The 25,875-nt window shown below is 71.0% G+C and carries 21 protein-coding genes; 11 read left to right on the top strand and 10 right to left on the bottom strand.

Going from position 1 to position 25,875, the window contains the following annotated elements:
• Positions 1-285: 285 nt before the first annotated feature.
• From gltX to AC07DI_RS29835, 3 genes are all read right to left on the bottom strand, one after another.
• Positions 286-1,764, bottom strand: a complete 1,479-nt coding sequence (gltX, locus tag AC07DI_RS29845; protein WP_384249914.1) for a glutamate--tRNA ligase — start codon at positions 1,762-1,764, stop codon at positions 286-288.
• A complete protein-coding gene (locus tag AC07DI_RS29840; protein ID WP_478907256.1) occupies positions 1,757-2,545 on the bottom strand; it encodes a fumarylacetoacetate hydrolase family protein in 789 nt (262 codons plus the stop codon). Before AC07DI_RS29840 ends, gltX begins: the two co-directional genes overlap by 8 nt.
• A gap of 131 nt (positions 2,546-2,676) precedes the next feature.
• Positions 2,677-2,877 (bottom strand): hypothetical protein, encoded by a 201-nt coding sequence (locus AC07DI_RS29835; protein WP_389611587.1) that lies wholly within the window; start codon positions 2,875-2,877, stop codon positions 2,677-2,679.
• A 572-nt stretch (positions 2,878-3,449) separates the two neighbouring features.
• Between AC07DI_RS29835 and AC07DI_RS29830 the strand changes: the two genes are divergently transcribed.
• From AC07DI_RS29830 to AC07DI_RS29795, 8 genes are all read left to right on the top strand, one after another.
• On the top strand, positions 3,450-7,433 hold the full coding sequence (locus AC07DI_RS29830; protein ID WP_478907254.1) for a sensor histidine kinase: 3,984 nt from the start codon (positions 3,450-3,452) through the stop codon (positions 7,431-7,433).
• Positions 7,434-7,442: 9 nt separating this feature from the next.
• Positions 7,443-7,856: a roadblock/LC7 domain-containing protein gene (locus tag AC07DI_RS29825; protein ID WP_030787430.1), complete on the top strand. Its 414-nt coding sequence runs from the start codon at positions 7,443-7,445 to the stop codon at positions 7,854-7,856.
• 141 nt (positions 7,857-7,997) lie between these two features.
• Positions 7,998-8,399, top strand: a complete 402-nt coding sequence (locus AC07DI_RS29820; RefSeq protein ID WP_384249904.1) for a DUF742 domain-containing protein — start codon at positions 7,998-8,000, stop codon at positions 8,397-8,399.
• Positions 8,380-8,970, top strand: a complete 591-nt coding sequence (locus AC07DI_RS29815; protein ID WP_384249901.1) for a GTP-binding protein — start codon at positions 8,380-8,382, stop codon at positions 8,968-8,970. The genes AC07DI_RS29820 and AC07DI_RS29815 overlap by 20 nt, the downstream gene beginning before the upstream one ends.
• 339 nt (positions 8,971-9,309) lie before the next feature.
• Complete coding sequence (locus tag AC07DI_RS29810) at positions 9,310-12,504, top strand: nitrate- and nitrite sensing domain-containing protein (protein ID WP_478907252.1); 3,195 nt, start codon at positions 9,310-9,312, stop codon at positions 12,502-12,504.
• A 10-nt stretch (positions 12,505-12,514) separates the two neighbouring features.
• The gene (locus tag AC07DI_RS29805) at positions 12,515-12,928 is read left to right on the top strand and encodes a roadblock/LC7 domain-containing protein (protein WP_055564496.1); all 414 of its coding nucleotides are present in this window, start codon (positions 12,515-12,517) and stop codon (positions 12,926-12,928) included.
• A 95-nt stretch (positions 12,929-13,023) separates the two neighbouring features.
• Complete coding sequence (locus tag AC07DI_RS29800) at positions 13,024-13,614, top strand: DUF742 domain-containing protein (protein ID WP_384249894.1); 591 nt, start codon at positions 13,024-13,026, stop codon at positions 13,612-13,614.
• On the top strand, positions 13,595-14,179 hold the full coding sequence (locus AC07DI_RS29795) for a GTP-binding protein (RefSeq protein ID WP_030361923.1): 585 nt from the start codon (positions 13,595-13,597) through the stop codon (positions 14,177-14,179). The genes AC07DI_RS29800 and AC07DI_RS29795 overlap by 20 nt, the downstream gene beginning before the upstream one ends.
• A 64-nt stretch (positions 14,180-14,243) precedes the next feature.
• Here the strand turns inward: AC07DI_RS29795 and AC07DI_RS29790 are convergent, their stop codons facing one another.
• A complete protein-coding gene (locus AC07DI_RS29790) occupies positions 14,244-14,639 on the bottom strand; it encodes a tautomerase family protein (protein WP_478907249.1) in 396 nt (131 codons plus the stop codon).
• A 115-nt stretch (positions 14,640-14,754) separates the two neighbouring features.
• Here AC07DI_RS29790 and AC07DI_RS29785 point away from each other — a divergent pair, with 115 nt between their 5' ends.
• Positions 14,755-15,642, top strand: a complete 888-nt coding sequence (locus AC07DI_RS29785; RefSeq protein ID WP_478907247.1) for a LysR family transcriptional regulator — start codon at positions 14,755-14,757, stop codon at positions 15,640-15,642.
• Positions 15,643-15,699: 57 nt separating this feature from the next.
• Here AC07DI_RS29785 and AC07DI_RS29780 read toward each other — a convergent pair whose 3' ends face one another.
• The 3 genes from AC07DI_RS29780 to AC07DI_RS29770 form a co-directional block, all read right to left on the bottom strand.
• Complete coding sequence (locus AC07DI_RS29780) at positions 15,700-15,894, bottom strand: acyl-CoA carboxylase subunit epsilon (protein WP_384249885.1); 195 nt, start codon at positions 15,892-15,894, stop codon at positions 15,700-15,702.
• Between the two features lie 49 nt (positions 15,895-15,943).
• On the bottom strand, positions 15,944-17,536 hold the full coding sequence (locus AC07DI_RS29775) for an acyl-CoA carboxylase subunit beta (protein ID WP_384249881.1): 1,593 nt from the start codon (positions 17,534-17,536) through the stop codon (positions 15,944-15,946).
• A gap of 185 nt (positions 17,537-17,721) precedes the next feature.
• Complete coding sequence (locus AC07DI_RS29770) at positions 17,722-20,082, bottom strand: polysaccharide lyase 8 family protein (protein ID WP_478907244.1); 2,361 nt, start codon at positions 20,080-20,082, stop codon at positions 17,722-17,724.
• Positions 20,083-20,294: 212 nt separating this feature from the next.
• On the opposite strand from AC07DI_RS29770, the gene AC07DI_RS29765 reads away from it, so the two are divergent.
• Together AC07DI_RS29765 and AC07DI_RS29760 are read left to right on the top strand one after the other, a co-directional pair.
• On the top strand, positions 20,295-20,915 hold the full coding sequence (locus AC07DI_RS29765; RefSeq protein WP_384249873.1) for a YceI family protein: 621 nt from the start codon (positions 20,295-20,297) through the stop codon (positions 20,913-20,915).
• Positions 20,916-20,995: 80 nt separating this feature from the next.
• Complete coding sequence (locus tag AC07DI_RS29760; RefSeq protein WP_478907241.1) at positions 20,996-21,580, top strand: hypothetical protein; 585 nt, start codon at positions 20,996-20,998, stop codon at positions 21,578-21,580.
• On the opposite strand, the gene AC07DI_RS29755 is transcribed toward AC07DI_RS29760, so the two are convergent.
• From AC07DI_RS29755 to cimA, 3 genes are all read right to left on the bottom strand, one after another.
• Positions 21,581-22,471 carry an alpha/beta fold hydrolase gene (locus AC07DI_RS29755; protein WP_478907239.1) on the bottom strand — a complete coding sequence of 297 codons (891 nt, stop codon included), beginning with the start codon at positions 22,469-22,471 and terminating at the stop codon, positions 21,581-21,583. It abuts the gene before it with no gap.
• Positions 22,472-22,589: 118 nt separating this feature from the next.
• On the bottom strand, positions 22,590-23,987 hold the full coding sequence (locus AC07DI_RS29750; RefSeq protein WP_478907237.1) for a hypothetical protein: 1,398 nt from the start codon (positions 23,985-23,987) through the stop codon (positions 22,590-22,592).
• Positions 23,988-24,035: 48 nt separating this feature from the next.
• A complete protein-coding gene (cimA, locus tag AC07DI_RS29745; RefSeq protein ID WP_384249861.1) occupies positions 24,036-25,640 on the bottom strand; it encodes a citramalate synthase in 1,605 nt (534 codons plus the stop codon).
• Between the last annotated feature and the right edge of the window lie 235 nt (positions 25,641-25,875).

The following is a 25,875-nucleotide window of genomic DNA, read 5'->3' as shown; positions in this document are numbered from 1 at the left end:
GGCGGTAACGCTCGCCGTCCGTTCCGGCTGGGGGTTCGGGGGTTATCCCCCGATGAACGCAGTATCGATGTCCCAGACCACGGCTTTGATCGGCATGTTCTCGACGGTAACGCTCGCCGTCCGTTCCGGCTGGGGGTTCGGGGGTTATCCCCCGATGAACGCAGTATCGATGTCCCAGACCACGGCTTTGATCGGCATGCTTCCGACGGTATGCGAAGGACCCGGAAGCCGGGAGGGCTTCCGGGTCCTTCGTGGACTTCCGGGTCCTTCGTGGAGGGATCCCGGCTACGCGGTCAGCTTCGCCAGGGCCGCGTCGATGCGGGAGAGCGCCTTCTCCTTGCCCAGGATCTCCATGGACTCGAAGAGGGGCAGGCCGACCGTGCGGCCGGTGACGGCGACGCGGACCGGGGCCTGGGCCTTGCCGAGCTTCAGGCCGTGCTCCTCGCCGGCGGCCAGGACGGCCTCCTTGAGGGACTCGGGAGAGGTCCAGTCGGCGGCGTCCAGCTTGGCGCGGGCCGTGCGCAGGAGGGCGTCGGAGCCTTCCTTCATGGCCTTCGTCCAGGAGGGCTCGTCGAAGACCGGCTCCGCGCGGAACAGGAAGTCGACGTTGGCCGTGATCTCCGAGAGGACCTTGAGGCGGGTCTGCGCGTGCGGCGCGATGGCCTGCCAGGCCGCCTCGTCGAACTCCTCGGGCGCCCAGTTGGCGTGCGGGGCCTTCAGCCAGGGCTCGCAGGCCTCGGCGAACGCCCGCACGTCCAGCATGCGGATGTGGTCGGCGTTGATCGCCTCGGCCTTCTTCAGGTCGAAGCGGGCCGGGTTGGCGTTCACATCCGCGAGGTCGAACTTGGCGACCATGTCGGGGATCGAGAAGACGTCCTGGTCCGCGGAGAACGACCAGCCCAGGAGGGACAGGTAGTTCAGCAGGCCCTCGGGGAGGAAGCCGCGCTCGCGGTAGAGGTTCAGGGACGCCTGCGGGTCGCGCTTGCTCAGCTTCTTGTTGCCCTCGCCCATGACGTACGGGAGGTGGCCGAACTCGGGGATCGTCTTCGCGATGCCGAGCTCGATCAGCGCCTTGTAGAGCGCGATCTGGCGGGGCGTGGAGGAGAGCAGGTCCTCGCCGCGCAGGACGTGGGTGATCTCCATCAGCGCGTCGTCGACCGGGTTGACCAGCGTGTACAGCGGGGCGCCGTTGGCGCGCACGATGCCGTAGTCGGTGACGTTCTCCGCCTGGACGGTGATCTCGCCACGGACCAGGTCGGTGAAGGTGGTGGCCTCGTCGGGCATCCGGAAGCGGACGATGTGGCTGCGGCCCTCGGCCTCGTACGCCGTCTTCCGCTCGTCGGTGAGGTCGCGGCAGTGGCCGTCGTAGCCGGACGGCTTGCCGGCGGCGCGGGCGGCCTCGCGGCGGGCGTCCAGCTCCTCGGTGGTGCAGTAGCACGGGTAGGCGTTGCCGGCCGCGATGAGCTTCTCGGCGACGTCCTTGTAGATGTCCATGCGCTGCGACTGGCGGTACGGCGCGTGCGGGCCGCCGACCTCCGGACCCTCGTCCCAGTCGAAGCCCAGCCAGCGCATCGAGTCGAGGAGCTGCTCGTACGACTCCTCCGAGTCGCGAGCCGCGTCGGTGTCCTCGATGCGGAAGACCAGGGAGCCCTCGTTGTGCCGGGCGTAGGCCCAGTTGAAGAGGGCGGTGCGGACCAGGCCCACGTGGGGGTTGCCGGTCGGCGAGGGACAGAACCGTACGCGTACGGGGGTCGCGTTAGCCACGCTTGATCACCTTGTTGGTGAGAGTGCCGATGCCTTCGATGGTGACGGCGACCTCGTCGCCGACGTTGAGGGGTCCGACGCCTGCCGGGGTGCCCGTGAGGATGACGTCGCCGGGGAGCAGCGTCATGGCCTCGGAGATGTTGACGATCAGGTCCTCGATGGAGTGGACCATCTCGCTGGTGCGGCCGAGCTGGCGCTGCGAGCCGTTGACCGTGCACTGGATGGTGAGGTCGCTCGGGTCGAGCTCGGTCTCCACCCAGGGGCCGAGCGGGCAGGCGCTGTCGAAGCCCTTGGCCCTGGCCCACTGCTTCTCGCGGCGCTGGACGTCACGCGCGGTGACGTCGTTGGCGCAGGTGTAGCCGAAGATCGCGTCCTTGACCCGCTCGCGCGGGACCTCGCGGCACATGCGGCCGATGACCACGGCCAGCTCGGCCTCGTGGTGCAGCTCCTCGGAGAACGAGGGGTACGTGATGGCGTCACCGGTGCCGACCAGCGAGGTGGAGGGCTTGAGGAACGCGAAGGGGGTGTCGGGCACTTCGTTGCCGAGCTCCGCCGCGTGCTCCCGGTAGTTGCGGCCGAAGGCGACGATCTTGTTGGGGAGCACGGGCGGCAGCAGGCGTACCTTGCTCAGCGGGACCTTGGTGCCGGACAGCTCGAAGTCGGCGTACGGGATGCCCTTGATGATGTCGAGGACGAGCTCGCCCTCCTTGCCGGGGGCGCTCTCCCCCTCGACCACGCCGTACCCGACATTGCCGTCGATGGAGAACCTGGCGATGCGCACGTGAGCCTTAGCCTCTTGAGGTGGGTGGGGTCTGACACTCCAGGCTAACGGGGGCCTGCGGCCTGCGGTGACGGTGTCGCCGTGCGGCGGTGACTTCGGCTCCGTCTGGCGCCGCTGCGCGGCTGGGAGTGTCAGGCGGCGCTCGGGGTCGGCTGCTCCGGTACGTCCATGAGGATCGTGCGCTTGGGGTTGGCCGTCTGAGCCGGGAGCTCGACGGCGTGCTCCGGCTGCTCGGGGGCGGCCTGGAAGTCGTCCGCGTCCGTGAGGTGCGCGAGCGTGGTGCGGCGCGGGTTGGCTATGTTGCGGAACATGGTGGACTTCACAGTCTTCATCTGCTGTTCGGACCCTGTCGTTCGGGCGTCGCGTGACGGACGCGGTTGTCGGATTCGCCATCCCTGTAAAGCGTCAGGCTAAACATCCAATTCCCGGCCAAAGTCCGGAAGACGCCATGATCTTCGTGTGAGTTTGCTCACGAGGGAGCGGACAAATGGGTCAATTCCGGCCTGCGCCCAGTCAGTTGGAAACGGACATTGCGCCACTGAAGGCACCATTCCGCTCCTGATCATGAACACTGGGACACCCCCCGTCGGTAGCGGCTTTGTAGGCATCCGCCCGTTTTCACCTAGATCACTTTCTACGTCTCGTTACCCCGCACTCACAACGCGTCACGTAGGTCGTGGCGCGACACACGGGCCTTGTTGGAGATCCGGCACTGTGCTGGAATTCCCGGGACCGCCGCGGGATCGAACCGGCGCGCAGGGGCGCAACGCAGCGCCGAGTGGCGGCGGGAAGGGGAAGCAGCGCCGGTCACTCACGACCACCCATGGGGCGCTCGCCGCCCCACGACGCCGACACCGTCCCGCCGTTATCCGGCAGGACGCCTGGTCCAGAGGTTGCGACGCTAGTGCAGGGACGTTTCAAGAGGGATGGCAAGGGGTCTCCCCAGGCCGACCACGGCCGAGGGAGTGCTCCGGCGGAGCCGGAGCGCGGCTCCTCGCCCCAGCACGCCCAGAGCCCCGCACCGGGTACGCCCGGCGACAGCGGCCTCGGCGCCGCGCGCCAGGGCACCGCGGGGAGCGGCACGGCGACCGCTCCGGCCAAGGGCAAGGGCAAGGGTTCGGCCGGCACCAAGACGCCCACCGGACCGGGCTCGCGAATAGCCCTGCGCAACTGGCGCATCTCGACCCGCCTGGTCTCGCTGCTCGCCCTCCCCGTGATCACCGCGACCTCGCTCGGCGCGCTCCGCATCAACTCGTCCCTGGACGAGATCCAGCAGCTCGACAACATGAAGCTGCTGACCGAGATGACCAAGCAGGCCACCGAGCTGGCCGCGGCGCTCCAGGAGGAGCGCGACAAGTCGGCGGGCCCCCTCGCCCACAACGCCGACGCCTCGGACTACACGGTCAAGGGAGCGCGCGAGAAGACCGACCGGGTCTACCGCAACTTCCTCCAGGGCACCCAGGACCTCAACGACACCGACGGCGAGAAGGGCCTCCTCGGCGTCCGGCACAGCGCGGTCCAGATCACCCAGCAGCTCCAGGGCATCAGCGACGTCCGCAAGAAGGCCTTCAAGGCCAAGGGCTCCACCTCGCAGACCGTCGAGGCCTACAGCCAGCTCGTCGAGCAGCTGCTCAAGCTCTCGCAGGACATGGCGCAGGCGACGAGCAACCCCGACATGATCCAGCGCACGCGTTCGCTGGCCGCCTTCTCCTCGGCCAAGGAGTACGCCTCCGTACAGCGCGCGATCATCGCCGCGGCGCTGCCGCCGAACGACAGCGAGTACGGCAAGATCTCCGAGACCGACCGCACCTTCGGCCTCAGCGCCAACGAAAAGGAGCGCTCGGAGCTCCAGACCTTCAGCAAGATCTACGCGGGCAACGCCGGTGAGCTGACCAAGCCCATCGACGGCGGCAACCCCGCGGTCAAGGCCGCCAACGAGTACGCCAAGCGCGTGCTCGAGCAGGAGGGCGGCATCAAGCTCCAGGACAAGCGGTCGTACAAGGACTGGGTCGACAACGACACCACCAAGATCGACGCGATGTCCAAGATCGAGCTGACGCTGCTCGGCGAGATGGAGCAGAAGGCCCGTGAGCTGCGCAACGAGGCCAAGGAGGAAGCCATCATCAACGGTGCGCTGATCCTGCTCGTGCTCGGCGTCTCACTCGTCGGCGCGTTCGTCGTCGCCCGGTCCATGATCCGCTCGCTGCGCAGGCTCCAGGACACCGCGACCAAGGTCGCCCAGGACCGCCTGCCCGAGCTGGTCAAGCAGCTCTCGGAGTCGGACCCGCAGGACGTCGACACCTCCGTCGAGTCCGTCGGTGTGCACTCCAGGGACGAGATCGGCCAGGTGGCCGCGGCCTTCGACGACGTGCACCGCGAGGCCGTCCGCCTCGCCGCCGAGCAGGCCCTCCTGCGGGGCAACGTCAACGCGATGTTCACCAACCTCTCGCGGCGTTCGCAGGGCCTCATCCAGCGCCAGCTCTCGCTCATCTCCGAGCTGGAGTCGCGCGAGGCCGACCCGGACCAGCTGTCCTCGCTCTTCAAGCTCGACCACCTCGCGACCCGCATGCGCCGTAACGGCGAGAACCTCCTCGTCCTCGCCGGTGAGGAGCCGGGCCGCCGCTGGACCCGGCCCGTCCCGCTCGTCGACGTGCTGCGTGCCGCCGCGTCCGAGGTGGAGCAGTACGAGCGCATCGAGCTCTCCTCGGTGCCCGCGACCGAGGTCGCCGGACGCGTCGTCAACGACCTCGTGCACCTCCTCGCCGAGCTGCTCGAGAACGCGACCTCGTTCTCCTCGCCGCAGACCAAGGTCAAGGTCACCGGTCACGCGCTGCCCGACGGCCGCGTGCTCATCGAGATCCACGACACCGGCATCGGCCTCTCGCCCGAGGACCTGGCTGCGATCAACGAGCGGCTCGCGTCGCCGCCCACCGTGGACGTCTCGGTCTCGCGCCGCATGGGTCTGTTCGTGGTCGGCCGTCTGTCGCAGCGCCACGGAATCCGCATCCAGCTCCGTCCTTCCGACTCCGGTGGTACGACCGCGCTGGTCATGCTCCCCGTCGACGTCGCCCAGGGCGGCAAGAAGGTGCCGGGCAAGCCCGGCGCGCCCACTCCGACCGGGGGCCCCGCCGCGGCGCAGGCCGCCGCCGGTGCCGCGGCCGCGCGACGCGGTGTCGGCGCGGGCAACGGCGGTCCCGGTCTGACCGGTGGCCCCGGCCGCGGCGGTCCCGCGCTCGGCGGCGGCCCGGGAGCCGGTGGCCAGGGCGGTCCCGGGCTGCTCGGTGCCGGTGCGCCGCGTCAGCAGGTCGCGGGCTCCGGTCCGCGGGCCGCGCTGCCCTCCCGGGACACGGGTCAGGGCCAGGGCCAGTCCCAGGGGCCGGGCCAGGGTCAGGGGCAGCAGCGTCCTCCGGTCGCTCCGCAGGGCGGTCAGCCGCAGGCGCCGCGGCGGGGTCGCGGTGCCAACGCGCCGCAGCCTCCGGTGCCCCAGCAGCGTACGAACGCCATGAATCCCCCCGCCGACTCCGGCGCGGGCAACGACCAGGCCGGCCAGAGCCGCAGGCCGCAGCTGCCGCCGCGCGGCGGCCCCCGTGCCGAGCTGCCCGGCGGCAACCCCGCGCCGAGCGCGCCCGGCGGCTACTCCGGTCCTCGCGTGCCCAGCTGGAGCGACGAGAACGCGCAGCCGCAGGTGGGGCGCGAGCCCTTCGACACCCCACGCGGGCACGAAGAGCCCGAGTCCACCGGGCAGTTCCCCCAGGCCCCGGCCGACGACCGGCAGGGCCCCGGCTCCACCGCGGAGTTCCCCCGCCCCGACTTCGACGCACCGCAGCCCGGCACGTCCGCGCCGCAGGGTGACGGATCCACCGGCCAGTTCGTCCGCTCGGACGTCTTCGGCGGCGGGCAGAACCCCGGCCAGAACCCCGGCCAGAACGCCGGCCTGCCCACCGGGCAGAACGACTTCGGCCAGAACGCTTTCGGGCAGGACCAGCCGCAGAACCAGCAGGGCCCGCGGGGTCCACAGGACTCGCAGGACCAGGCGAACGGTTCCGCGCAGCACGGCAATCGGGAGATGCCCGACTACACCGTGCCGCGTCCGCCGGCCCCGCGCCGCGGCCAGGGCGACCCGAACCAGGGCATGCCGCAGCGGTCGCAGCGCTCGGCTCAGCAGCCGGGTCAGGCACCGCAGCCCGGTCAGGCACCGCAGCAGAACCAGCAGGCTCAGCAGCAGCTGCCGCCCTCCGCGCCCCTGCAGCCCGCGGAGCCCGAGCCGCTGCCCCCCGCGGGTCCCGGCGACGGACGCACGCCGCTCTTCGACACGCTGGAGACCAACTGGTTCCAGCAGCAGCAGAGCCAGCGGGCCGCCCAGCACCAGCAGGCCGCGCAGCAGCAGGACCAGAGCCAGCAGGCGGCACACCAGCAGCACCAGCAGGAGGAGCAGAACCGGCAGGCCCGCGAGGCCGCGCCGCGCCCCGCTCCCGAGCCGGCGCGGCACCAGGCCCCCGAGCCGCCGCAGCGTCCGCTCCCCTCGCGCACCCCGCGCCAGGACCCGGCCGGTGCGCCCGTCGCCGCGGCCGGAGAGGGCACCAACGGCATGGGCGCGCCCGGCAACTGGCGCTCCTCCCCCAACGACGAGCTGGGCCGCCAGGCCGAGCGCGTCAGGCAGCCGTCCGCGGGCGGCATCACCACATCCGGACTGCCGCGCCGCGTCCCGCGGGCCAACCTGGTCGCGGGCACGGCCCAGCAACAGCAGGACAGCACAGGTCCGCAGGTCTCGCGTGCGCCCGAAGAGGTACGCGGCCGGCTGACGAATCTCCGTCGGGGCATCCAGCAGGGTCGCCAGGCCGGTACCGGCCAGACCGGCAGTTTCCCCACTCACCAGCAGGAGCGTTAGTTGAGTCCGATGAGCCAGGCGGCACAGAATCTGAACTGGTTGATCACCAACTTCGTGGACAACACCCCCGGGGTGTCCCACACGGTCGTGGTCTCCGCCGACGGCCTCCTTCTGGCCATGTCCGAGGGCTTCCCGCGCGACCGCGCCGACCAGCTCGCCGCGGTCGCCTCCGGGCTGACCTCACTCACCGCGGGCGCCTCCCGGATCTTCGAGGGCGGCACCGTCACCCAGACCGTGGTGGAGATGGAGCGGGGGTTCCTCTTCATCATGTCCGTCTCCGACGGTTCGTCCCTCGCGGTGCTCGCGCACCCCGAGTGCGACATCGGCCTCGTCGGGTACGAGATGGCCCTCCTCGTCGACCGCGCGGGCGCCGTCCTCACCCCGGACCTCCGCGCCGAGCTACAGGGCAGCCTGCTCCACTAGCCCCGAGCACGCTCCGAAGTCCTACCCCTTCGGCCGCCCCACCGACCGAACGTACTGACCAACCGTCCGGCCGCCACACTGCCCCCACCGGCTCTGTCAGACGGCACACGCAGATGACCTGCTGTCCCGCCCGGAGGATCCATGACCCCGCCCACCGCCTCTCACAACCCGTACGGGGACGCTTCGTACGGAATGGAGGGCGACCAGCCGCTGGTGCGTCCCTACGCGATGACCGGCGGCCGGACCAGGCCCCGTTACCAGCTCGCCATCGAGGCGCTGGTGAGCACGACGGCCGACCCGGCCCAGCTGATGGGGCTGCTCCCCGAGCACCAGCGGATCTGCCACCTGTGCCGTGAGGTCAAGTCGGTGGCCGAGGTCTCGGCGCTCCTGTCGATGCCGCTCGGCGTGGCCCGGATCCTCGTGGCGGACCTGGCCGAGGCCGGGCTCGTCGCGATCCATCAGCCCGGCGGCGACGAGACCGCCGGCGGCCAGCCTGCCGTGACACTGCTCGAAAGGGTGCTCAGTGGACTTCGCAAGCTCTAGCGGTACGGGCACGGACACGGCCCGTTCCACCACCTCCGCGAAGATCGTGGTGGCGGGCGGCTTCGGCGTGGGCAAGACCACGTTCGTCGGGGCGGTCTCTGAGATCAACCCGCTGCGCACCGAGGCCGTCATGACGTCCGCGTCCGCGGGCATCGACGACCTGACCCACACCGGGGACAAGACCACCACGACGGTGGCCATGGACTTCGGCCGCATCACCCTGGACCAGGACCTGATCCTGTACCTCTTCGGTACGCCGGGGCAGGACCGCTTCTGGTTCATGTGGGACGACCTCGTCCGCGGCGCCATCGGCGCGGTCGTACTCGTCGACACCCGCCGCCTCGCCGACTGCTTCCCCGCCGTCGACTACTTCGAGAACTCCGGGCTCCCCTTCGTCATCGCCCTCAACGGCTTCGACGGCCACCAGCCGTACACCCCCGACGAGGTACGCGAAGCACTGCAGATCGGGGACGGCACGCCGATCATCACGACCGACGCGCGACACCGTGCGGACGCAAAGAGTGGCTTGATCACATTGGTTGAACACGCACTTATGGCACGTCTCAAGTAACCAGGTCCGTACGGTAGTTGCCGTAGCCCACTTGGAGTGATCTGTGTCCTTTGACACGGCCGCGAGCCGTGTTCATAACGTTTCGACAGAGAATTGCCCAGCGGCGGCCACGCGTCGCGGTCACCTGGTGTCGCTGTGCTCACAAGAGCCCCGCCTTTTGGCGGGGCTCGCTCTTTATGACCGATTTATCTTGGGCTTACATCACGGGGCGTCACCGCATCCCACTGTTTGGAAGAGCAGCCCCTGACGTGCTGGAATGCGCTGAACTGCCCAGTAGCACGGGCCTTGGAGACGACAGCGGCACGACGTGAGTGCCGCCGCCGAGAGGTTGTTGGTCGAGTGAGGCGAAGCAAGCCGAGCCCCGCGGCATCCCCCACGGGGGACACCCGGGGCAACTTCACCCCGCCGCCGCGCACAGCGGCGTCCCCCGCCGACATGGCCGCCGCGCCAGGAAACGAGCCCCCGGTCGCCTCCGGTGGACGGATGTCCCCCCGCAACTGGCGTGTGCCGACCCGGCTGAACGCGATCCTGCTCATACCCGTGCTCGTCGGCCTCGTCATGGGCGGCTTCCAGGTGAAGGGCTCCATCGACACCTGGAGCGAGGCGCAGGACGCCGAGAACACGGCCCGTCTCGTGCGGGCCTCCCTCGACTACGGCAACCGTCTCATCGAGGAACGCGACATCACCGCCGCTCCGCTGCTGAGCGGCAAGCGGAACGACCCGGCCGTCGTCAAGGCGCGCAAGGCCACCGACCAGGCCGCCGCCGATTTCAAGGCCGCCGCCGAGAACATGCCCGACAAGGAAGGCCTCAACCGCCGCCTGGAGGGCTTTCGCAAGGTCGAGCCGAAGCTCGTGCCGCTGCGCCAGGCCGCGTACACCACCAGGCTTCCCGGTGTGCAGACCGAAGAGGGCTACGTCGCCATCCAGCACCCGCTGATGGAGTTCGCCAACGAGCTCGGCCTGGGCACCGGCAACATCACCAGCTACGGCCGGACCGTCTACGCGATCTCCCTCTCCAAGGCCGCGCTCTCCCTTGAGCGGTCCATCGGCACCCATCTGCTGGTCAAGCCGGGCCCCGGCACCGGTTCGCTGACGTTGCAGCGCACCTCTCTCGCGTCGTACGCCTACCTCGAGCGCATCGCCATCGAGGAGTACACCGGCGGTGGCACCCCCGAGGACGTCGCCAAGCTGGAGGACGCCAGGAAGGAGCTGACGGCCGCCGGCGAGAAGCAGGCCAAGCAGGCCGCCGCCGACGCCAAGGCCGAGGGCAAGACCTTCGTCCCGCCGCCCTCGCAGGACAAGATGGTCGCGGCCCTCGCCACCCTGCCGAGCACCCAGCCGAGCGCCCGCGTCACGCTGGCCGGCAAGGGCATCACCCGCCAGGCCTGGTGGGCCACCACCACCGCCAAGGTCGACGCGTACCGCACCATCGAGTCGGACCTCGCCGACAAGGCCGTGGACGAGGCGTCCGGCATCGCCGCCACCGCGCAGCGCAACGCGTACATCACCGGCGCCATCGTGGTCCTCGCGCTGCTCGCCGCCTTCATCCTGGCCGGGCTCATGGCCCGCCAGATGTCCAAGGCGATGCGCCAGCTGCGTACCGCCGCCTTCGGCATCGCCGAGCAGCGGCTCCCGATGCTGGTCGACCAGCTGTCGCGCACCGACCCGGGCCGGGTCGACACCCGTGTGCAGCCCATCCCGATCTCCACCACGGACGAGATCGGCGAGGTCGCCCGCGCCTTCGACCAGGTGCACCGCGAGGCCGTCCGGCTCGCCGCCGAGCAGGCGCTGCTCCGCGGCAACATCAACGCGATCTTCACCAACCTCTCGCGCCGCAACCAGTCGCTGATCGAGGGCCAGCTGACCCTCATCACCGACCTGGAGAACAACGAGGCCGACCCGGACCAGCTGGAGAACCTCTTCCGCCTGGACCACCTGGCGACCCGTATGCGCCGCAACGGCGAGAACCTCCTCGTCCTCTCCGGCGAGGAGCCCGGCCGCCGCTGGGACCAGCCGGTTCCGCTGGTCGACGTGTTGCGCGCCGCCTCCTCCGAGGTGGAGCAGTACGAGCGCATCGAGCTCTCCGGCGTACCGGAGGCCGAGATCCACGGCCTGGCCGTGACCGACCTCGTGCACCTGCTCGCCGAGCTCCTGGAGAACGCGACCACGTTCTCCTCGCCGCAGACCAAGGTCCGGGTCACCGCGACCCGGCTGCCCGACGGCCGCATCATGGTCGAGATCCACGACAAGGGCATCGGCCTCACCGCCGAGGACTTCGCGGACATCAACCACAAGCTGGCCAACCCGCCGACCGTGGACGCCGCGATCTCGCAGCGCATGGGCCTGTTCGTGGTCGGCCGGCTCTCCGACCGGCACGGCATCCGCGTACAGCTGCGCCCCTCGGGCGAGCAGGCGGGCACGACGTCGCTCGTCATGCTGCCGGACGCGATCACGCACGGTGGCGGTGGCGACCAGTCCCCGCACGACAACGAGTTCACCGTCTCCTCGATCATCCCGGAGCAGCAGGCCCTGGCGCCCGAGCCGCTGCGCACGGCCGCCGAGCTCGGCTTCGACGACAGCCGCTACCACGGTGACGGCTCCGAGGCGCAGCCCGAACTCGACCCGGTCGGCCGCTCCCTGATGCGTGAGGAGCGCCGCGCGGCGCTGGAGGCGCAGGCCCAGCAGGCCGACGGCCGCCCGCTCTTCCGCGACGAGGTGGCACCGCAGCAGCACCAGCAGCCCCAGCAGGGCGGCTACGAGCAGCAGGTCCCCGCGTACGACCAGGGCCAGGGTCAGGGCCAGGGTTACGAGAACGAGCAGTACGCCACCGGCCAGTACAACGACCCGCAGTACAGCGACCCGCAGTACGGAGACGGGCAGTACAACGACCCGCAGTACGCGGGTGACGGTTACCGGGACGAGCAGTACGCGGCCGAGCAGTACACGACGGGGCAGTACCCGGCCCAGCCCTCCCAGGACGGCTACCAGGACCCGCAGATCTCCTATCCGGAGCGCTCCGGTCAGGACGACTGGCCCAGCGCGGACGGCTATCAGCCCGAGTACGGCCAGGAAGCGGAGTCTGCCTCACCGGCCCACGCGGGCGACGCCGAGCGCGTAGGCTTCGACCGGCCGGGACCGACTCCTTCGGTCGTCCACGACACGACCGACGCGGGCCTGCCCCGCAGGGGCTCCGCCGCCGCGAACGGGAACGGCAGTTCCCCCGCCGCGAGCGAGGGCAAGGACGACTGGCGTTCGTCCAACGACGAGCGCTGGCAGCGCGCCGAGCGCCTCAAGGAGCCGAAGGCGGGCGGGATCACCCCGTCCGGGCTCCCGCGGCGGGTGCCCAAGGCCAACCTGGTCGAGGGCACCGCGGAACAGACCCCACAGGGCGGCCCCCAGGTCTCCCGCGACCCCGAGGAAGTACGGGGCAGGCTGAGCAACCTGCGCCGCGGCGTCCAGCGGGGCCGCACCGCAGGCAGTGACACGAATGGCCAGGGCTTCAGCCCTGATAGCACCTACAACCAGGAGCGTTAGTGTGAGCCCGATGAGCCAGGCGGCACAGAACCTGAACTGGTTGATCACCAACTTCGTGGACAACACCCCCGGGGTGTCCCACACAGTGGTGGTCTCCGCCGACGGACTCCTTCTGGCGATGTCCGAAGGCTTCCCCCGCGACCGCGCCGACCAGCTCGCGGCCGTCGCCTCGGGTCTGACCTCGCTGACCGCCGGGGCCTCCCGGATCTTCGAGGGCGGCTCCGTGACCCAGACCGTTGTGGAGATGGAGCGAGGATTTCTCTTCATCATGTCCATCTCCGACGGCTCCTCGCTCGCCGTTCTCGCCCACCCGGATGCGGACATCGGTCTCGTTGGGTACGAAATGGCACTTCTTGTCGATCGCGCGGGCACGGTCCTCACTCCGGACCTGCGCGCCGAGCTCCAGGGGAGCCTTCTCAACTAACAGACAGACGGTGCGTTTTCGTGTCCCGTGCCCGTAAGGTTTCGGGACGCGGCTCCACAGTGATGGTGCCCGGCACAGTTGGAGGAGGAAGCAACGTGGCAACACCCCCAGACGGTTCGTCATCGGCGAACTGGTCCCCTGGTCACGGCCAGGGCGGCCAGCACGACGGCGGTCCGAACAGGTACAACTTCCCCTCCGCGCCGAGCCACCGCCGCCAGCCCTACGCGCAGCCCCAGCAGCCGGGACCGCGCCCGTACGACCAGGGCACCCCGGCGCACGCGCCCCGTATCCAGCCCGTGCACCCCCAGCGGCGCGCCCCCGAACCGGCGCCCGCGGGGTCGGCGCACAACCCCCTGGTGCGCCCGTACGCCATGACGGGCGGCCGGACCAGGCCCCGCTACCAGCTCGCCATCGAGGCGCTGGTGCACACCACCGCACAACCGCATCAGTTGCAGGGCCAGTTGCCCGAGCATCAGCGCATCTGCAACCTGTGCCGCGAGATCAAGTCAGTCGCCGAGGTCTCGGCGCTGCTCTCCATCCCCCTCGGCGTCGCCCGGATCCTCGTAGCCGACCTGGCGGAGGCCGGACTTGTCGCCATCCATCAGCCCGGCGGCGACGAGACCGCCGGCGGCCAGCCAGACGTGACACTGCTCGAAAGGGTGCTCAGTGGACTTCGCAAGCTCTAGCGGCGGAGCAACAGCCCGCTCCACCACCAGCGCGAAAATCGTGGTGGCGGGCGGCTTCGGCGTGGGCAAGACCACGTTCGTCGGGGCGGTCTCTGAGATCAACCCGCTGCGCACCGAGGCCGTCATGACGTCCGCGTCCGCGGGCATCGACGACCTGACCCACACCGGGGACAAGACCACCACGACGGTGGCCATGGACTTCGGCCGCATCACCCTGGACCAGGACCTGATCCTGTACCTCTTCGGTACGCCGGGTCAGGACCGCTTCTGGTTCATGTGGGACGACCTCGTCCGCGGCGCCATCGGCGCGGTCGTACTCGTGGACACCCGCCGCCTCGCCGACTGCTTCCCCGCCGTCGACTACTTCGAGAACTCCGGGCTCCCCTTCGTCATCGCCCTCAACGGCTTCGACGGCCACCAGCCGTACACCCCCGACGAGGTACGCGAAGCACTGCAGATCGGCCCGGACACCCCCATCATCACCACGGACGCGCGCCACCGCGCGGACGCGAAGAGCGCGCTGATCACGCTGGTCGAGCACGCGCTGATGGCGCGCCTTCGGTAGCGGTCCTTCCCACCTTTGCCCGTACGCGGATGTGGGCCCGCACGCTTCGGCGTGCGGGCCCCTGTCAGTTCCCGCGGTAGTGCTCGAACTGGGTCACGCCCTGGTAGCCGTAGCTCTCCGGGTGCAGTTCGTGCAGGGCGACGCCGCCCCGGGCGAGCGGACCGAGCAGCCGCGAGAGGAACGCGTTGGCCTCGCTGACGAACGCCGCCTTCTCGGCCGCGCTGTTCCTGCCCGCGGTGATGCTGACTTCCAGATGGGCGTCCCGGGTGCCTTCGGCTCCGGCAAGGGGTTTTCCGGCCACGTGGTAACGCTCCGCGGGGACGAGGTCGAGGTGGACGATGGTCCGCGCGGCGGACTTGCCGAGCGCGGAGACCGCCAGGCGGGTCAGCCCCTCGGCGAGCGACTGCTGCACCTCGGCGGAGAGTTCGGGGTCGGTGACGGTGGCCCTGATGTGGGGCATGGCGCTCCTTCGCGTGGGGTTCGGTGTACGCCGGACCGGCGGCACGGAGCAACCCTCGCCCGGCCGGGCATCATTGATCCAACGCATAGCTGTCATAGCCATATGAGGCCGCCTCATGACCGTGAACCTCCCGCAGCTCAGGGCCCTTCTCGCCGTCGTCGACACGGGCGGCTTCAGTGCGGCCGCCGCCGAGCTCGGCATGAGCCAGTCGGCGGTGTCGCACGCCGTGGCCTCCCTCGAACGTGAGCTGGCGGGACCGCTGCTCGTGCGGGCTTCCCCGGCGCGGGCGACGGCGCTCGGCGAACGCGTCCTGCCGTACGCCCGCAGCGCGCTGTCGGCGGTCCGTTCCGTCGAGGAGATCGCGGCGGACGCGAGCCGCACGCTGACCGGCACGGTGCGGCTCGCCGCGACGCCCACGGTCTGCCAGGGCCTGCTGCCCGGCCTGCTGCGGCACTGGCGGGAGAGCAGTCCACGCGTCACGGTGCGGGTCTTCGAGGGCGACAGCGCCGAGGTCGCCGAGTGGCTGGAGAACGGCACGGCCGACGCGGGCGTGCTGATCGACCCGCCGCCGGGCCCCGGCACCCGGCTCGCGGTGGACGGCTACCGTGCCCTGCTCCCCCGCGACCACCCGCTGGCGGGCGAGCCCGCCGTCGACCTCGGCGATCTGGAGGACGACGACTTCCTGCTGTCGCCGGGCGGCTGCGAGGACCGGCTCCGCGCGCTGCACGGCCGCGCAGGACTGCCGCTCGCCCCGGCGCACCGCGTACGCGATCTCGCCACCCTGATCAGCATGGTCCAGGCAGGCCTCGGCGTGACCGTCCTTTCCGAGGTCTCCCGCTCACTGGTCCCGCCCGACCTGGTGCTGCTGCCGGTGACTCCGCCGGTCTCACGCCGGCTGGTGCTGTCGGGACCGCGGGGCCGCGTATGGCATCCGGCGGTCGGACCGCTGGCGGAGTCGGCGGCGGCCCACCTGTCCCGTCCCGGCCGTGAGCCCGCCCGGTAGGAACGCACGCGGGCCCCGCCCTCCCGAAGGAGGACGGGGCCCGGAAGGCGTAAGGGCTCAGCCCTGCCAGCTGTGCGGGGCGCGGAAGCCCGGGGTGCGCTCCAGGCGGCGCCAGCCGGCCTTGTCACGGCCGCGGCGCGCGGGGGCGGCGGCGGGCTGAGCGGCGGCGCGGGCCAGCAGGATCGCGGTGATGGCCGCGACCTCCTCGGGCTCGGCGTGGCCCTTCTCGACGCGGATGTCTGGGGTGGTCATCTGCAGCGTTCTCCTTGTGGGCTACTGCGGTGCAGGAACGGACCTGCTGCTACTGCGGGGGGTTGCCGTGCTTGCGCGAGGGCAGGTCGGCGTGCTTGTTGCGGAGCATCGCGAGGGACTTGATGAGGACCTCGCGGGTCTCGGCCGGATCGATGACGTCGTCGACCAGACCGCGCTCGGCGGCGTAGTAGGGGTGCATCAGCTCGGCCTTGTACTCCTTGACCATGCGCGTCCGCATCGCCTCGGGGTCCTCCGCGGCCGCGATCTGCCGACGGAAGATCACGTTCGCGGCGCCCTCGGCGCCCATGACCGCGATCTCGTTGGTGGGCCAGGCGTAGGTGAGGTCGGCGCCGATGGACTGGCTGTCCATGACGATGTAGGCGCCGCCGTAGGCCTTGCGCAGGATCAGCGAGATCCGCGGGACCGTGGCGTTGCAGTACGCGTACAGCAGTTTCGCGCCGTGCCTGATGATGCCGCCGTGCTCCTGGTCGACGCCGGGCAGGAAGCCCGGGACGTCCAGGAGGGTGAGGATCGGGATATTGAAAGCATCGCACATCTGCACGAAGCGGGCGGCCTTTTCCGAGGCCTCGATGTCCAGGACACCGGCCAGGGCCTGCGGCTGGTTGGCGACGATGCCGACGACCTTGCCGTCGAGGCGGGCCAGGGCGCAGATGATGTTGCGCGCCCAGCGCTCGTGGACCTCCAGGTAGTCGCCGTCGTCGACGAGCTCCTCGATGACCTTGGTCATGTCGTACGGCCGGTTGCCGTCCGCCGGGACCAGGTCGAGCAGGACGTCCGAGCGGCGCTCGGCCGGGTCCTCCGACTCGTGCGCCGGCGGGTTCTCCCGGTTGTTGGAGGGGAGCATCGAGATCAGGTAGCGGACCTCGGCGAGGCAGGTCTCCTCGTCGTCGTAGGCGAAGTGGCAGACGCCCGACGTCTCGGCGTGCACGTCGGCGCCGCCCAGGCCGTTCTGGGTGATCTCCTCGCCGGTCACCGCGCGGACCACGTCCGGCCCCGTGATGAACATCTGCGAGGTCTCGCGGACCATGAACACGAAGTCGGTCAGCGCCGGCGAGTAGGCCGCGCCGCCCGCGCACGGGCCGAGCATGACCGAGATCTGCGGGATGACGCCCGAGGCCTTGGTGTTGCGCTGGAAGATGCCGCCGTACCCGGCGAGCGCCGAGACGCCCTCCTGGATACGGGCGCCCGCGCCGTCGTTCAGGGAGACCAGCGGGGCACCGGCCGCGATGGCCATGTCCATGATCTTGTGGATCTTGGTGGCGTGCGCCTCACCGAGGGCGCCTCCGAAGATCCGGAAGTCGTGGGCGTAGACGAAGACCGTGCGGCCCTCCACCGTGCCCCAGCCGGTGATGACACCGTCCGTGTACGGCTTCTTGGCCTCCAGGCCGAAACCGGTCGCCCGGTGCCTGCGCAACTGCTCGACCTCGTTGAACGAGTCCGGGTCGAGGAGCAGCTCGATCCGCTCACGGGCGGTCAGCTTGCCCTTGGCGTGCTGCGCCTCGGTCGCCTTCTCGCTCGGTCCGCGCAGCGCCTCCGCACGGATCTCGTGCAGTTCGGCCACGCGGCCACGCGAGCCGGTGGGCTCGCCGTCAGAGGAAGCGGTCTCGTCCAAAACGGTCATGTAGCGACCTTACGGAGCGCGCCCGGGGAAAGGGACCGTCGACTCCTCACAGTCTCCGGGCCGTTTTCCTGGCACCCCCGGACAGAAGAGGGGCCCGGCGGCGAAGAAGTGACGGCTCACAGCGGCCCCCGCTGTAGGGGTTCCACAAAGGGAAGGCCGTCCCGCATTTCCCGCGGCGACCTGCGTCAACCCAGGACCACCTCACATCGATGGCTCATACAGGCAGTGCCCGGCGTGATCCGCAGCCGCAAGGCGCTTCCCGTGGCGAGAACCTCCACCGATGGGTCCTTGTCCACGACTCGGGAGACGGGCCGGTTCCAGGTGAATTCCACGGAATCTCCAGTTCGCGGCGGCTCGCTCACCCGAACCGTAGCGCTCCTCCCCCTGCGCCGGACGAGCACGCTCGCGGGTGCGGTGACGGCGAGCGGTCCGGCCCGCCCTGCCCGCCAGAAGTTGGCGGCCGTCAGACCGAGCGAATCGACGGCCACGGCCTGGACCTCCGCCGAATTGGCGAGGACCGACAACCAGCGGCGGTCGGCCGCACGGGCCGCCAGGGCGCGGTGCGAGGCCCCGGGCATCAGGACATAGGCGTACGTCGCGTCCGTGGGGTCCGTGCCGTGGTCGAGCCAGAGCGTCTGCCAGCGCCGGGTCCGCCGCTCCGTGGAGCTGGTGGTGTTGATGTCGGACCAGGCGCCCGTGCGGTCCTCGCGCAGGGTGCGCAGCCGGGACGTACCGCCGGGGAAGACCCAGCCGCCGTGCCCTTCGAGGTGGGCCCAGCGCGGGTTCGGGCGGTCGTCGAGGGTGAAGGCCGCGGTACCGGCCTCGCCGAGGTTGCGGTTGTCGACGACACTCTCCACGGGGACGCCGTCGGCGGCGGTGATGCCCGCGCCCAGGCAGATCACGGCGTCCGCGGCGCAGAACCACGACTTGCGGGCCCGCAGCGTGGAGCCGAGGCCCCTGACGTGCTGGCCGACGGCCGCGAACTCGCCGTCGGTCGCGCCGCCCACCCAGCTCGCGGCGGGCCTGGCCGCGCCCCACTCGCCGCCCGCCCTGTCGGGGAGCCGCTTGGTGGAGACGGTGGTGCCGGGCAGCCGGTAGGGGTCGACGGTCGGCCAGAACCAGTCCGTGTACTGGTCGCTGCGCCGGCCTGCGGCCCACCACAGGAGCATCCCCGCGCCCGTGTGCCAGCCGCGGGGATTCTCGCCGTTGCCGCACTCGTAGTACGCGATCCGCTCCGAGGCCATGGAGAGGTTCGCGGTGAAGCCGGGGCGCCGGTGCACCGCGCGGTCCATGGCGGGAAACAGCCGGTGCTCCACCGGTTCGGGCGCCGCCGTCACGCCGGAGTCCGCGACCGCGTGCAGCCGGGCGAGATCGGCGACCCCGAGCTGCCGGGCGCCGAGGATCGGCGTGACGGTGTCCCGCTCGATCCACCCCTTGATGCGCCCGTACCAGCGCTCACGCTCGGCCGCGCTCGCGCCGCCCGCGAGCAGCGCCATGGCGGCGATGAGACCCTGCCCGTGGAAGTGGTCGCTGCGCATGATCTTGCGGTCGTCGCTCTTGAGGTAGCCGCGGCTGACGGCGCGGCCGTTGACGCTGTCCATCATGAGGCCGTCGACGATCAGGGGCGCGTACGCCCGCTCGACGCTGTCGAGGATGATCTGCTTCTTCGGGTCGGTGACGGCCCAGGATGACCCGGCGAGCAGCGCGAAGAGCCTGCCGAGACCGTCGAGCATGACTTGCCCGTACGTTCCCGAGTAGGCGACCCAGGTGTGCTGGATGAACGAGCCGTCCGCGTAGAGGCCGTCTCCCTTGGTGACGTGGGGGAAGACCGGCGAGAGCGCGTCGCGAGCGAGGGCGATCTTGGCCGGGGCCCTGCCCAGGACGCCGCGCAGGGCGACGGAGCGGCACAGGTCGACGCGGTTGGCGCCGGTCGATGTGCCGGTGTAGTCGCCGATCGCGGAGTCGGGGACGAAGTGGTCGACGGCGGCGAAGGCCTTCTCCCTGCGGTCCGCGCCGAGCTCGTCATGGAGGGCCGCCACGATGTCCATGAGCAGTCGCGGGCTGCCGATCTGCCACTCCCACCAGTTTCCGTAGCGGGTGGTGGCGGGGTGGTAGACGGTGGCGGCGACGTGGTCGAGGCCGCGCAGGATGTCGGTGAGTAGTCCGGCGTCGCCCGTCGATCCGGTGCCTTCGCAGACGTACGCCTGGGTCATCGTCCACAGCCTGCTGTAGCTGAGGGTGATGCCGGACGGTGGGTCGAACGGGGCGTCGGGCCAGAGCGACGCGGCGGCGGGGGCCATGGCCGTGCGGAAGGCGCGGGCGAGGTCGCCGGTCTCCCTGAGCCGGGAGGCGTACGGCTCGTCGGCGGGGTCGTAGCCGGTACCGAGGGAGATCTCCAGCCAGCGTTCGCGCAGGACCGTGAACTCGTCGGCCGTTTCGGCGGCGGATGCCGGGGGCGGCAGGGTCAGCATGGCGGTTGCTCCGGCTCCGGTGGCGGCGACGCTGAAAGCGGTTGCTGCCAAGAAGGTGCGGCGGGTTGGCGTCATGCGTCAGGGGTGTATCAGCGGGGAGAAAGCGCTGTCTAGACCTCACACCGAAGCTCCTGCATCCATGGGGACCCCACGCCCCTCCTTCGAGTGACCCACAGAAGACACGCCGCACTAGAGGTTGAAAGTTGAACAGAATCGCGTTACCGTCAATCTCGTTGAACATTCAACAGTAGCTCCCCGTCGGAGCTCTCGTCCCCAAGGAGCACGTCATGGGCATCTTCGGCCGCAAGAACGACACCGCCACCACCGCCGCGACACCGGCCGCACCCGCCGCGGTCAGCCCGGAGCTCGCCGCGCTGACCGGTGACTACACCATCGACCCCGCGCACACGACGATCGGCTTCGTCGCCCGGCACGCCATGGTCACCAACGTCAAGGGCTCCTTCCTCGACTTCACCGGCTCACTGCACCTGGACGGCACGGACCCGGCCCGCTCGACCGCCTCCCTCGACATCACGATGGACAGCATCGACACGGGCAACGCCGACCGTGACGGGCACCTCAAGAGCGCCGACTTCTTCAAGACCGACGAGTTCCCCGCCATGACCTTCCGCTCGACCGAGGTGAAGGCGCTCGGCGGCGACGACTACCGCGTCACCGGCGACCTGACGATCCTGGGCACCACGAAGCCGCTCTCCATCGACCTGGAGTTCAACGGCGCGGCCAAGGACCCGTTCGGCAACGACCGCGTCGGCTTCGAGGGCAAGGCGGAGATCCTGCGCTCGGAGTGGGGCCTCACGTGGAACGCCGCGCTGGAGACCGGCGGCGTGCTCATCTCCGACAAGATCAAGCTGAACTTCGACATCTCGGCGATCAAGGCCGGGGCCTGAGCCCGACCGCCCGCGCCACCCGCTCGGCCACGCCACCCGCTCGGCCACGCCGCCCGAACCGTACGCGCCACCGTTTCGTCGTGCCCGAGTTCATCCAGCAACTGCCCGCTCTCCTCGGCGTGATCGTCGGCGCGCTCGGCTCGTACGTGGCGATCACGCGGGGCGACCGCATCCGGTTCCGGCGGGAGCAGGCGGCGCGCTGGGAGGAGCGGCGGCTCGCCGTCTACACCGAGTACGCCCGGGTCCTGCGGCAGACCGTCAGCCTCACCTACCGGGTCGCCGCCCACCTCGGCAACGACCCGCACCCCCACCCGCTCGCCCCCGAAGAGGCGGTGCCGCTCTTCACCCAGGCCGCCGAGGCGCGCGACCCCGCCGGAGAGGCGCTGCTCATGCTGGGCGCGCCGGAAGTGGTCGACGAGGCGCGGGCATGGGTGCTCCTGGTCATCCGGATGGAGCGGTTCCTGCGCGCGGACACGCACGACCCCGAGGCGTGGGGCGAACTCCTTGAGCGGCAGCGGGCCGCGCGCGAGGCGTTCTACGCGGCGGTCCGGCGGGACCTTGCGCTGCCGCCGGGGCATCCGGGGCGGTGGCCGGTGACGGATACCCCGGCCGCCCCCCGGACGGACCGACCTGGCCGCCCTCCCCGGCCGGACCGATCGGACTGATCACCCCGTGCCGAGCGTGTGCCCCAGGATCGCCTTCGCCAGCGGCTCCTGCACCGCCGGCGGCAGCGAATGCCCCATGCCGGGAATCTCCACGAGCCGCGCACCGGCGATGACCTGGGCGAGATGCTGGGGATGCGGCAGCGGGAAGACGGGCTCGGCGGGGGCGGACACGACGAGCGTCGGGACCTTCGTCCGGGCCAGTTCGGCGGTGCGCACCATCCCCGAGGAGTCGGCGCGCCCATGGGCTGTCGAGTCCAGGTAGCTGCCCGCGTGCTCGATGATGCGCCGCTCAAGGTCCCTGAAGTACGCGGCATCGAAGGGCAGTTGGTCTCCGCTCAGCAGACGCCAGTGCTCCACCCTGCGATCCAGCTCGGCCTCCAGCCCGTGGTCCTCGACGGGGCGGGACCACAGCTCCAGGATCTCCCGCGCGATACCGGGCAGCTCCGCGACGGGGACGTGTACGCCGTCCGGCCGCACGTACGGCGTCTCGCTCAGCGCGCACGTGCCCATCAGGGTCGCGCTCAGCACCCGCTCGGGGTGGTCGGCGACCAGCAACTGGGCGAGCATGCCGCCCAGCGAGAGCCCCGCGACGTGCGCGCGCTCGACGCCCAGGCCGTCCAGGACCGCCACGGCGTCTTGCGCCAAGTCGGTGACGGCGTAGGGGTTTTGGTCGAAGGGGCGGTCCGAGCGGCCCGTGTCGCGGTGGTCGTAACGGATGACGTGGTGGTGGGCGGCGAGCGCCTCCACCAGCGGCTCGGGCCAGCCGAGCCCGGAGGCCTGGGCCCCCATGACGAGGAGCAGCGCGGGGGCGTCGGACGCCCCTCGCCGCTCGGTCCACAGCCGAACTCCCGGCGCGACCTCGACGTACTGCTCCTGAACGTGTTCCGGCACGAGTCATCCCCTCTCCGGGCGCGTATCCGCGCCCGCTCTAAGACGAAACGTATCGTCTCGCATCAGGGCCGTGCGGTCAAGCGCCGGTGCCCGACCGCGGCGGCCCAGGGCGCCCCGCCTAGAACCCGCCGCCCCCACCACCGAAGTCGCCCCCGCCTCCGAAGTCACCGCCCCCGCCGAAGTCCCCACCACCGAAGTCCCCGCCACCGAAGTCACCCGGGTCGAAGTCGGCGCCCGAGAAGTCGCCGCCCTCGTAACCGCCGAAGTCGCCGTACCCCGAGCCGTAGTCGGCGGCGTAGGCGGGGGCCGACATCATGCCGCCGAGCATCGTGCCGAGCAGCAAACCGGGCAGCAGGCCGCCGCCGAAGTAGCCGCCCGCCCAGGGCCCGTACGCCGGGCCCGCCTCCCAGTAGGGCCGCCGCTCGCCGGAGTCCGTGGCCACCGTCCGCGCCATCGGGTCCCGGCCGTCCGCGAGGCGGGCCGCGTCCGCCGCGCAGACCGGGACCGAGCGTTCCGGCGCGCCCGGGGGCGCCCACATGACGTCCTCGACCGAGGGGCCGTGCCGCGGGTCGAAGAAGCAGGGGGCCCGCCGCTCCGGCAGCTCGCGGCCCTCGCGGCGCGCGGCGAGCAGGGCCAGGGAGAAGCGTCCGTCCTCCAGGGCCTGGGTGACGGCCCGCACGTCCTCGGGGCCCGTCGCCGCGGCCATGTACGACTTCGCCTTCTCGTACGCGTCGAGCGCCCGCTCGTAGTCCGCGCGCATCGCGTCGTTCGCACCGGCCTCCGCGGGATGGAAGTCGAGCCGGTCAAGCTCCTCGCCGAACGCGGTGATGTCCTCGTCCACGACGACGGACAGCTTGTTCAGCGCCTCGCGCCGGCTCTCCTCGTGGCGCCGCTTCTTGCGCCGGATCACGGCGTACGCGCCACCGGCGCCGGCGACGACCACCACTCCGACGCCGATGACGGCGCCCGCCGAGACGCCGTCGTCCGCGCCGCCCCAGGACTGCGGGGCCCTGCCGCGCGCCTGCACCAGGGCCTGACCGACGAAATGGTCGAGCTGGACGGCGGTGTCCTCGCCCTGGACCAGCGAGACGAGGTTCCTGACGGCGTTGCCCGTCAGGACCGAGCGGTCGGCCCGCGCGTCGAAGCCGCCGCCGAGCCGGACCGCGTAGACGCCGGTCACGCCGGTCTCGGCGCGCAGCCGCGTGAAGAGGCGCTGCTGCGGGAAGTTGTCCGGCAGCACGGCCACGAACACCGGCTTGTCGGCCTTCTTGATCTTTTGGGCGAGGGCGTCCGCCTGCGCCTCGGACAACTGGTCCGACGCCGCGGGATCCACGTACACGGGACTCTTCTGCCAGGCGTCCGCCACGACCGACGCGCTGGAGGCGTCCGGCGCCACCGGCGTCGCCGAGACCCCGGGCGCCGCCGAGACCCCGGGCGCCGCGGTGAAGGACACGGCGCCCAGGACGAGCAGGAGCCCGGAGAGTCCTACGGTGATCCGCTTCGTCCGATTCTTCATACTTCGAACGTAACCCAGCGCGGACCCCGACGGAGGCTCGGGCGGCTGCTATTCCACCGGCTCGACCCCGGCCCGCAGCAGGCCGTAGGTGTACGCGTCCTCCAGGGCGCCCCACGACGCGGCGATGACGTTCTCGGCGACGCCGACGGTCGACCACTCGCCGACGCCGTCGGAGGTGGAGATCAGGACCCGCGTGGTGGAGGACGTGCCGTGCTTGCCCTCCAGGATGCGGACCTTGTAGTCGACGAGCTCCAACTTGGCGAGCTGCGGATAGATCCGCTCCAGGCCGACCCGCAGTGCCCGGTCGAGGGCGTTGACCGGGCCGTTGCCCTCGGCCGTGGCGACGATGCGCTCGCCCTTCGCCCACAGCTTCACGGTGGCCTCGTTGGCGTGCGTGCCGTCGGGGCGGTCCTCGACGATGGCCCGCCAGGACTCGACGCGGAAGTAGCGGCGGGCCCGGCCCTCGGCCTCCTCGCGGAGCAGCAGTTCGAAGGAGGCGTCGGCGGCCTCGTACGTGTACCCCTGGAGCTCGCGCTCCTTGACGCGCTCCACGACGCGGCCGATCAGCTCGCGGTCGCCGCCGAGGTCGACGCCGAGCTCCTTGCCCTTGAGCTCGATGGAGGCGCGGCCCGCCATGTCGGAGACGAGCATGCGGATGCGGTTGCCGACGAGGTCCGGGTCGATGTGCTGGTACAGGTCGGGGTCGACCTTGATCGCGGAGGCGTGCAGGCCCGCCTTGTGCGCGAAGGCGGAGACGCCGACGTAGGGCTGGTGGGTCGATGGGGTCAGGTTGACGACCTCGGCGATGGCGTGCGAGACGCGGGTCATCTCGCGCAGGGAGCCCTCGGGCAGGACCTGCTTGCCGTACTTGAGCTCCAGGGCGGCGACGACGGGGAAGAGGTTGGCGTTGCCGACGCGCTCGCCGTAGCCGTTGGCCGTGCACTGCACGTGGGTGGCGCCCGCGTCGACGGCGGCGAGGGTGTTGGCGACGGCGCAGCCGGTGTCGTCCTGGGCGTGGATGCCGAGCCGTGCGCCGGTGTCGGCGGCGACGGTGCCCACGACGGCCTGGACCTGGGCGGGCAGCATGCCGCCGTTGGTGTCGCACAGGACGACGACGTCGGCGCCCGCGTCGGCGGCGGCCCGCACGACGGACTTGGCGTACTCGGGGTTGGCGCGGTAGCCGTCGAAGAAGTGCTCGCAGTCGACGAAGACGCGGCGTCCCTGGGCGACGAGGTGGGAGACGGTGTCGCGGACCATTTCCACGTTCTCTTCGAGGGTGGTGCGCAGGGCCAGCTCGACGTGCCGGTCGTGGGCCTTGGCGACGAGGGTGATGACGGGGGCGCCGGAGGCCAGGAGGGCGGCCACCTGCGGGTCGTCGGCCGCCTTGGCGCCCGCGCGGCGGGTGGCGCCGAAGGCGACGAGCCGGGCGTGCCGGAAGGTGATCTCCTGCTGTGCCCGCGCGAAGAACTCGGTGTCGCGCGGGTTGGCGCCGGGCCAGCCGCCTTCGATGAAGCCCACGCCGAAGTCGTCCAGGTGCCGGGCGATGGTCAGCTTGTCCGCGACGGTGAGGTTGATGCCCTCGCGCTGCGCGCCGTCGCGCAGCGTGGTGTCGAAGACGTGGAAGGAATCGTCGGGTGCGCTGGTTTCCGTCATGCTGATCTGGCTCCTGTGTCGGATCTCGGTCTACCGGAATGACCGGCTCCACCACCCCCAATGATCCCTCGCGCTCCGTGTCCGGCTGCAGTTGGGCCGGGAAACGAAAAAACCCCTCGCGGGTGCGAGAGGTCTGCGCGCGGGTCGAGGCGACGGTGTCCGCCCGTACGTGATGGGTACGAGGCGGTCACTGCGGACCGGCGCGCCTGCTGCCAATAATCATGGCGAACGAGAG

The sequence above is a fragment of the Streptomyces sp. NPDC044106 genome (assembly GCF_056433985.1).
This window is presented reverse-complemented; position numbering and strand designations above follow the sequence as displayed.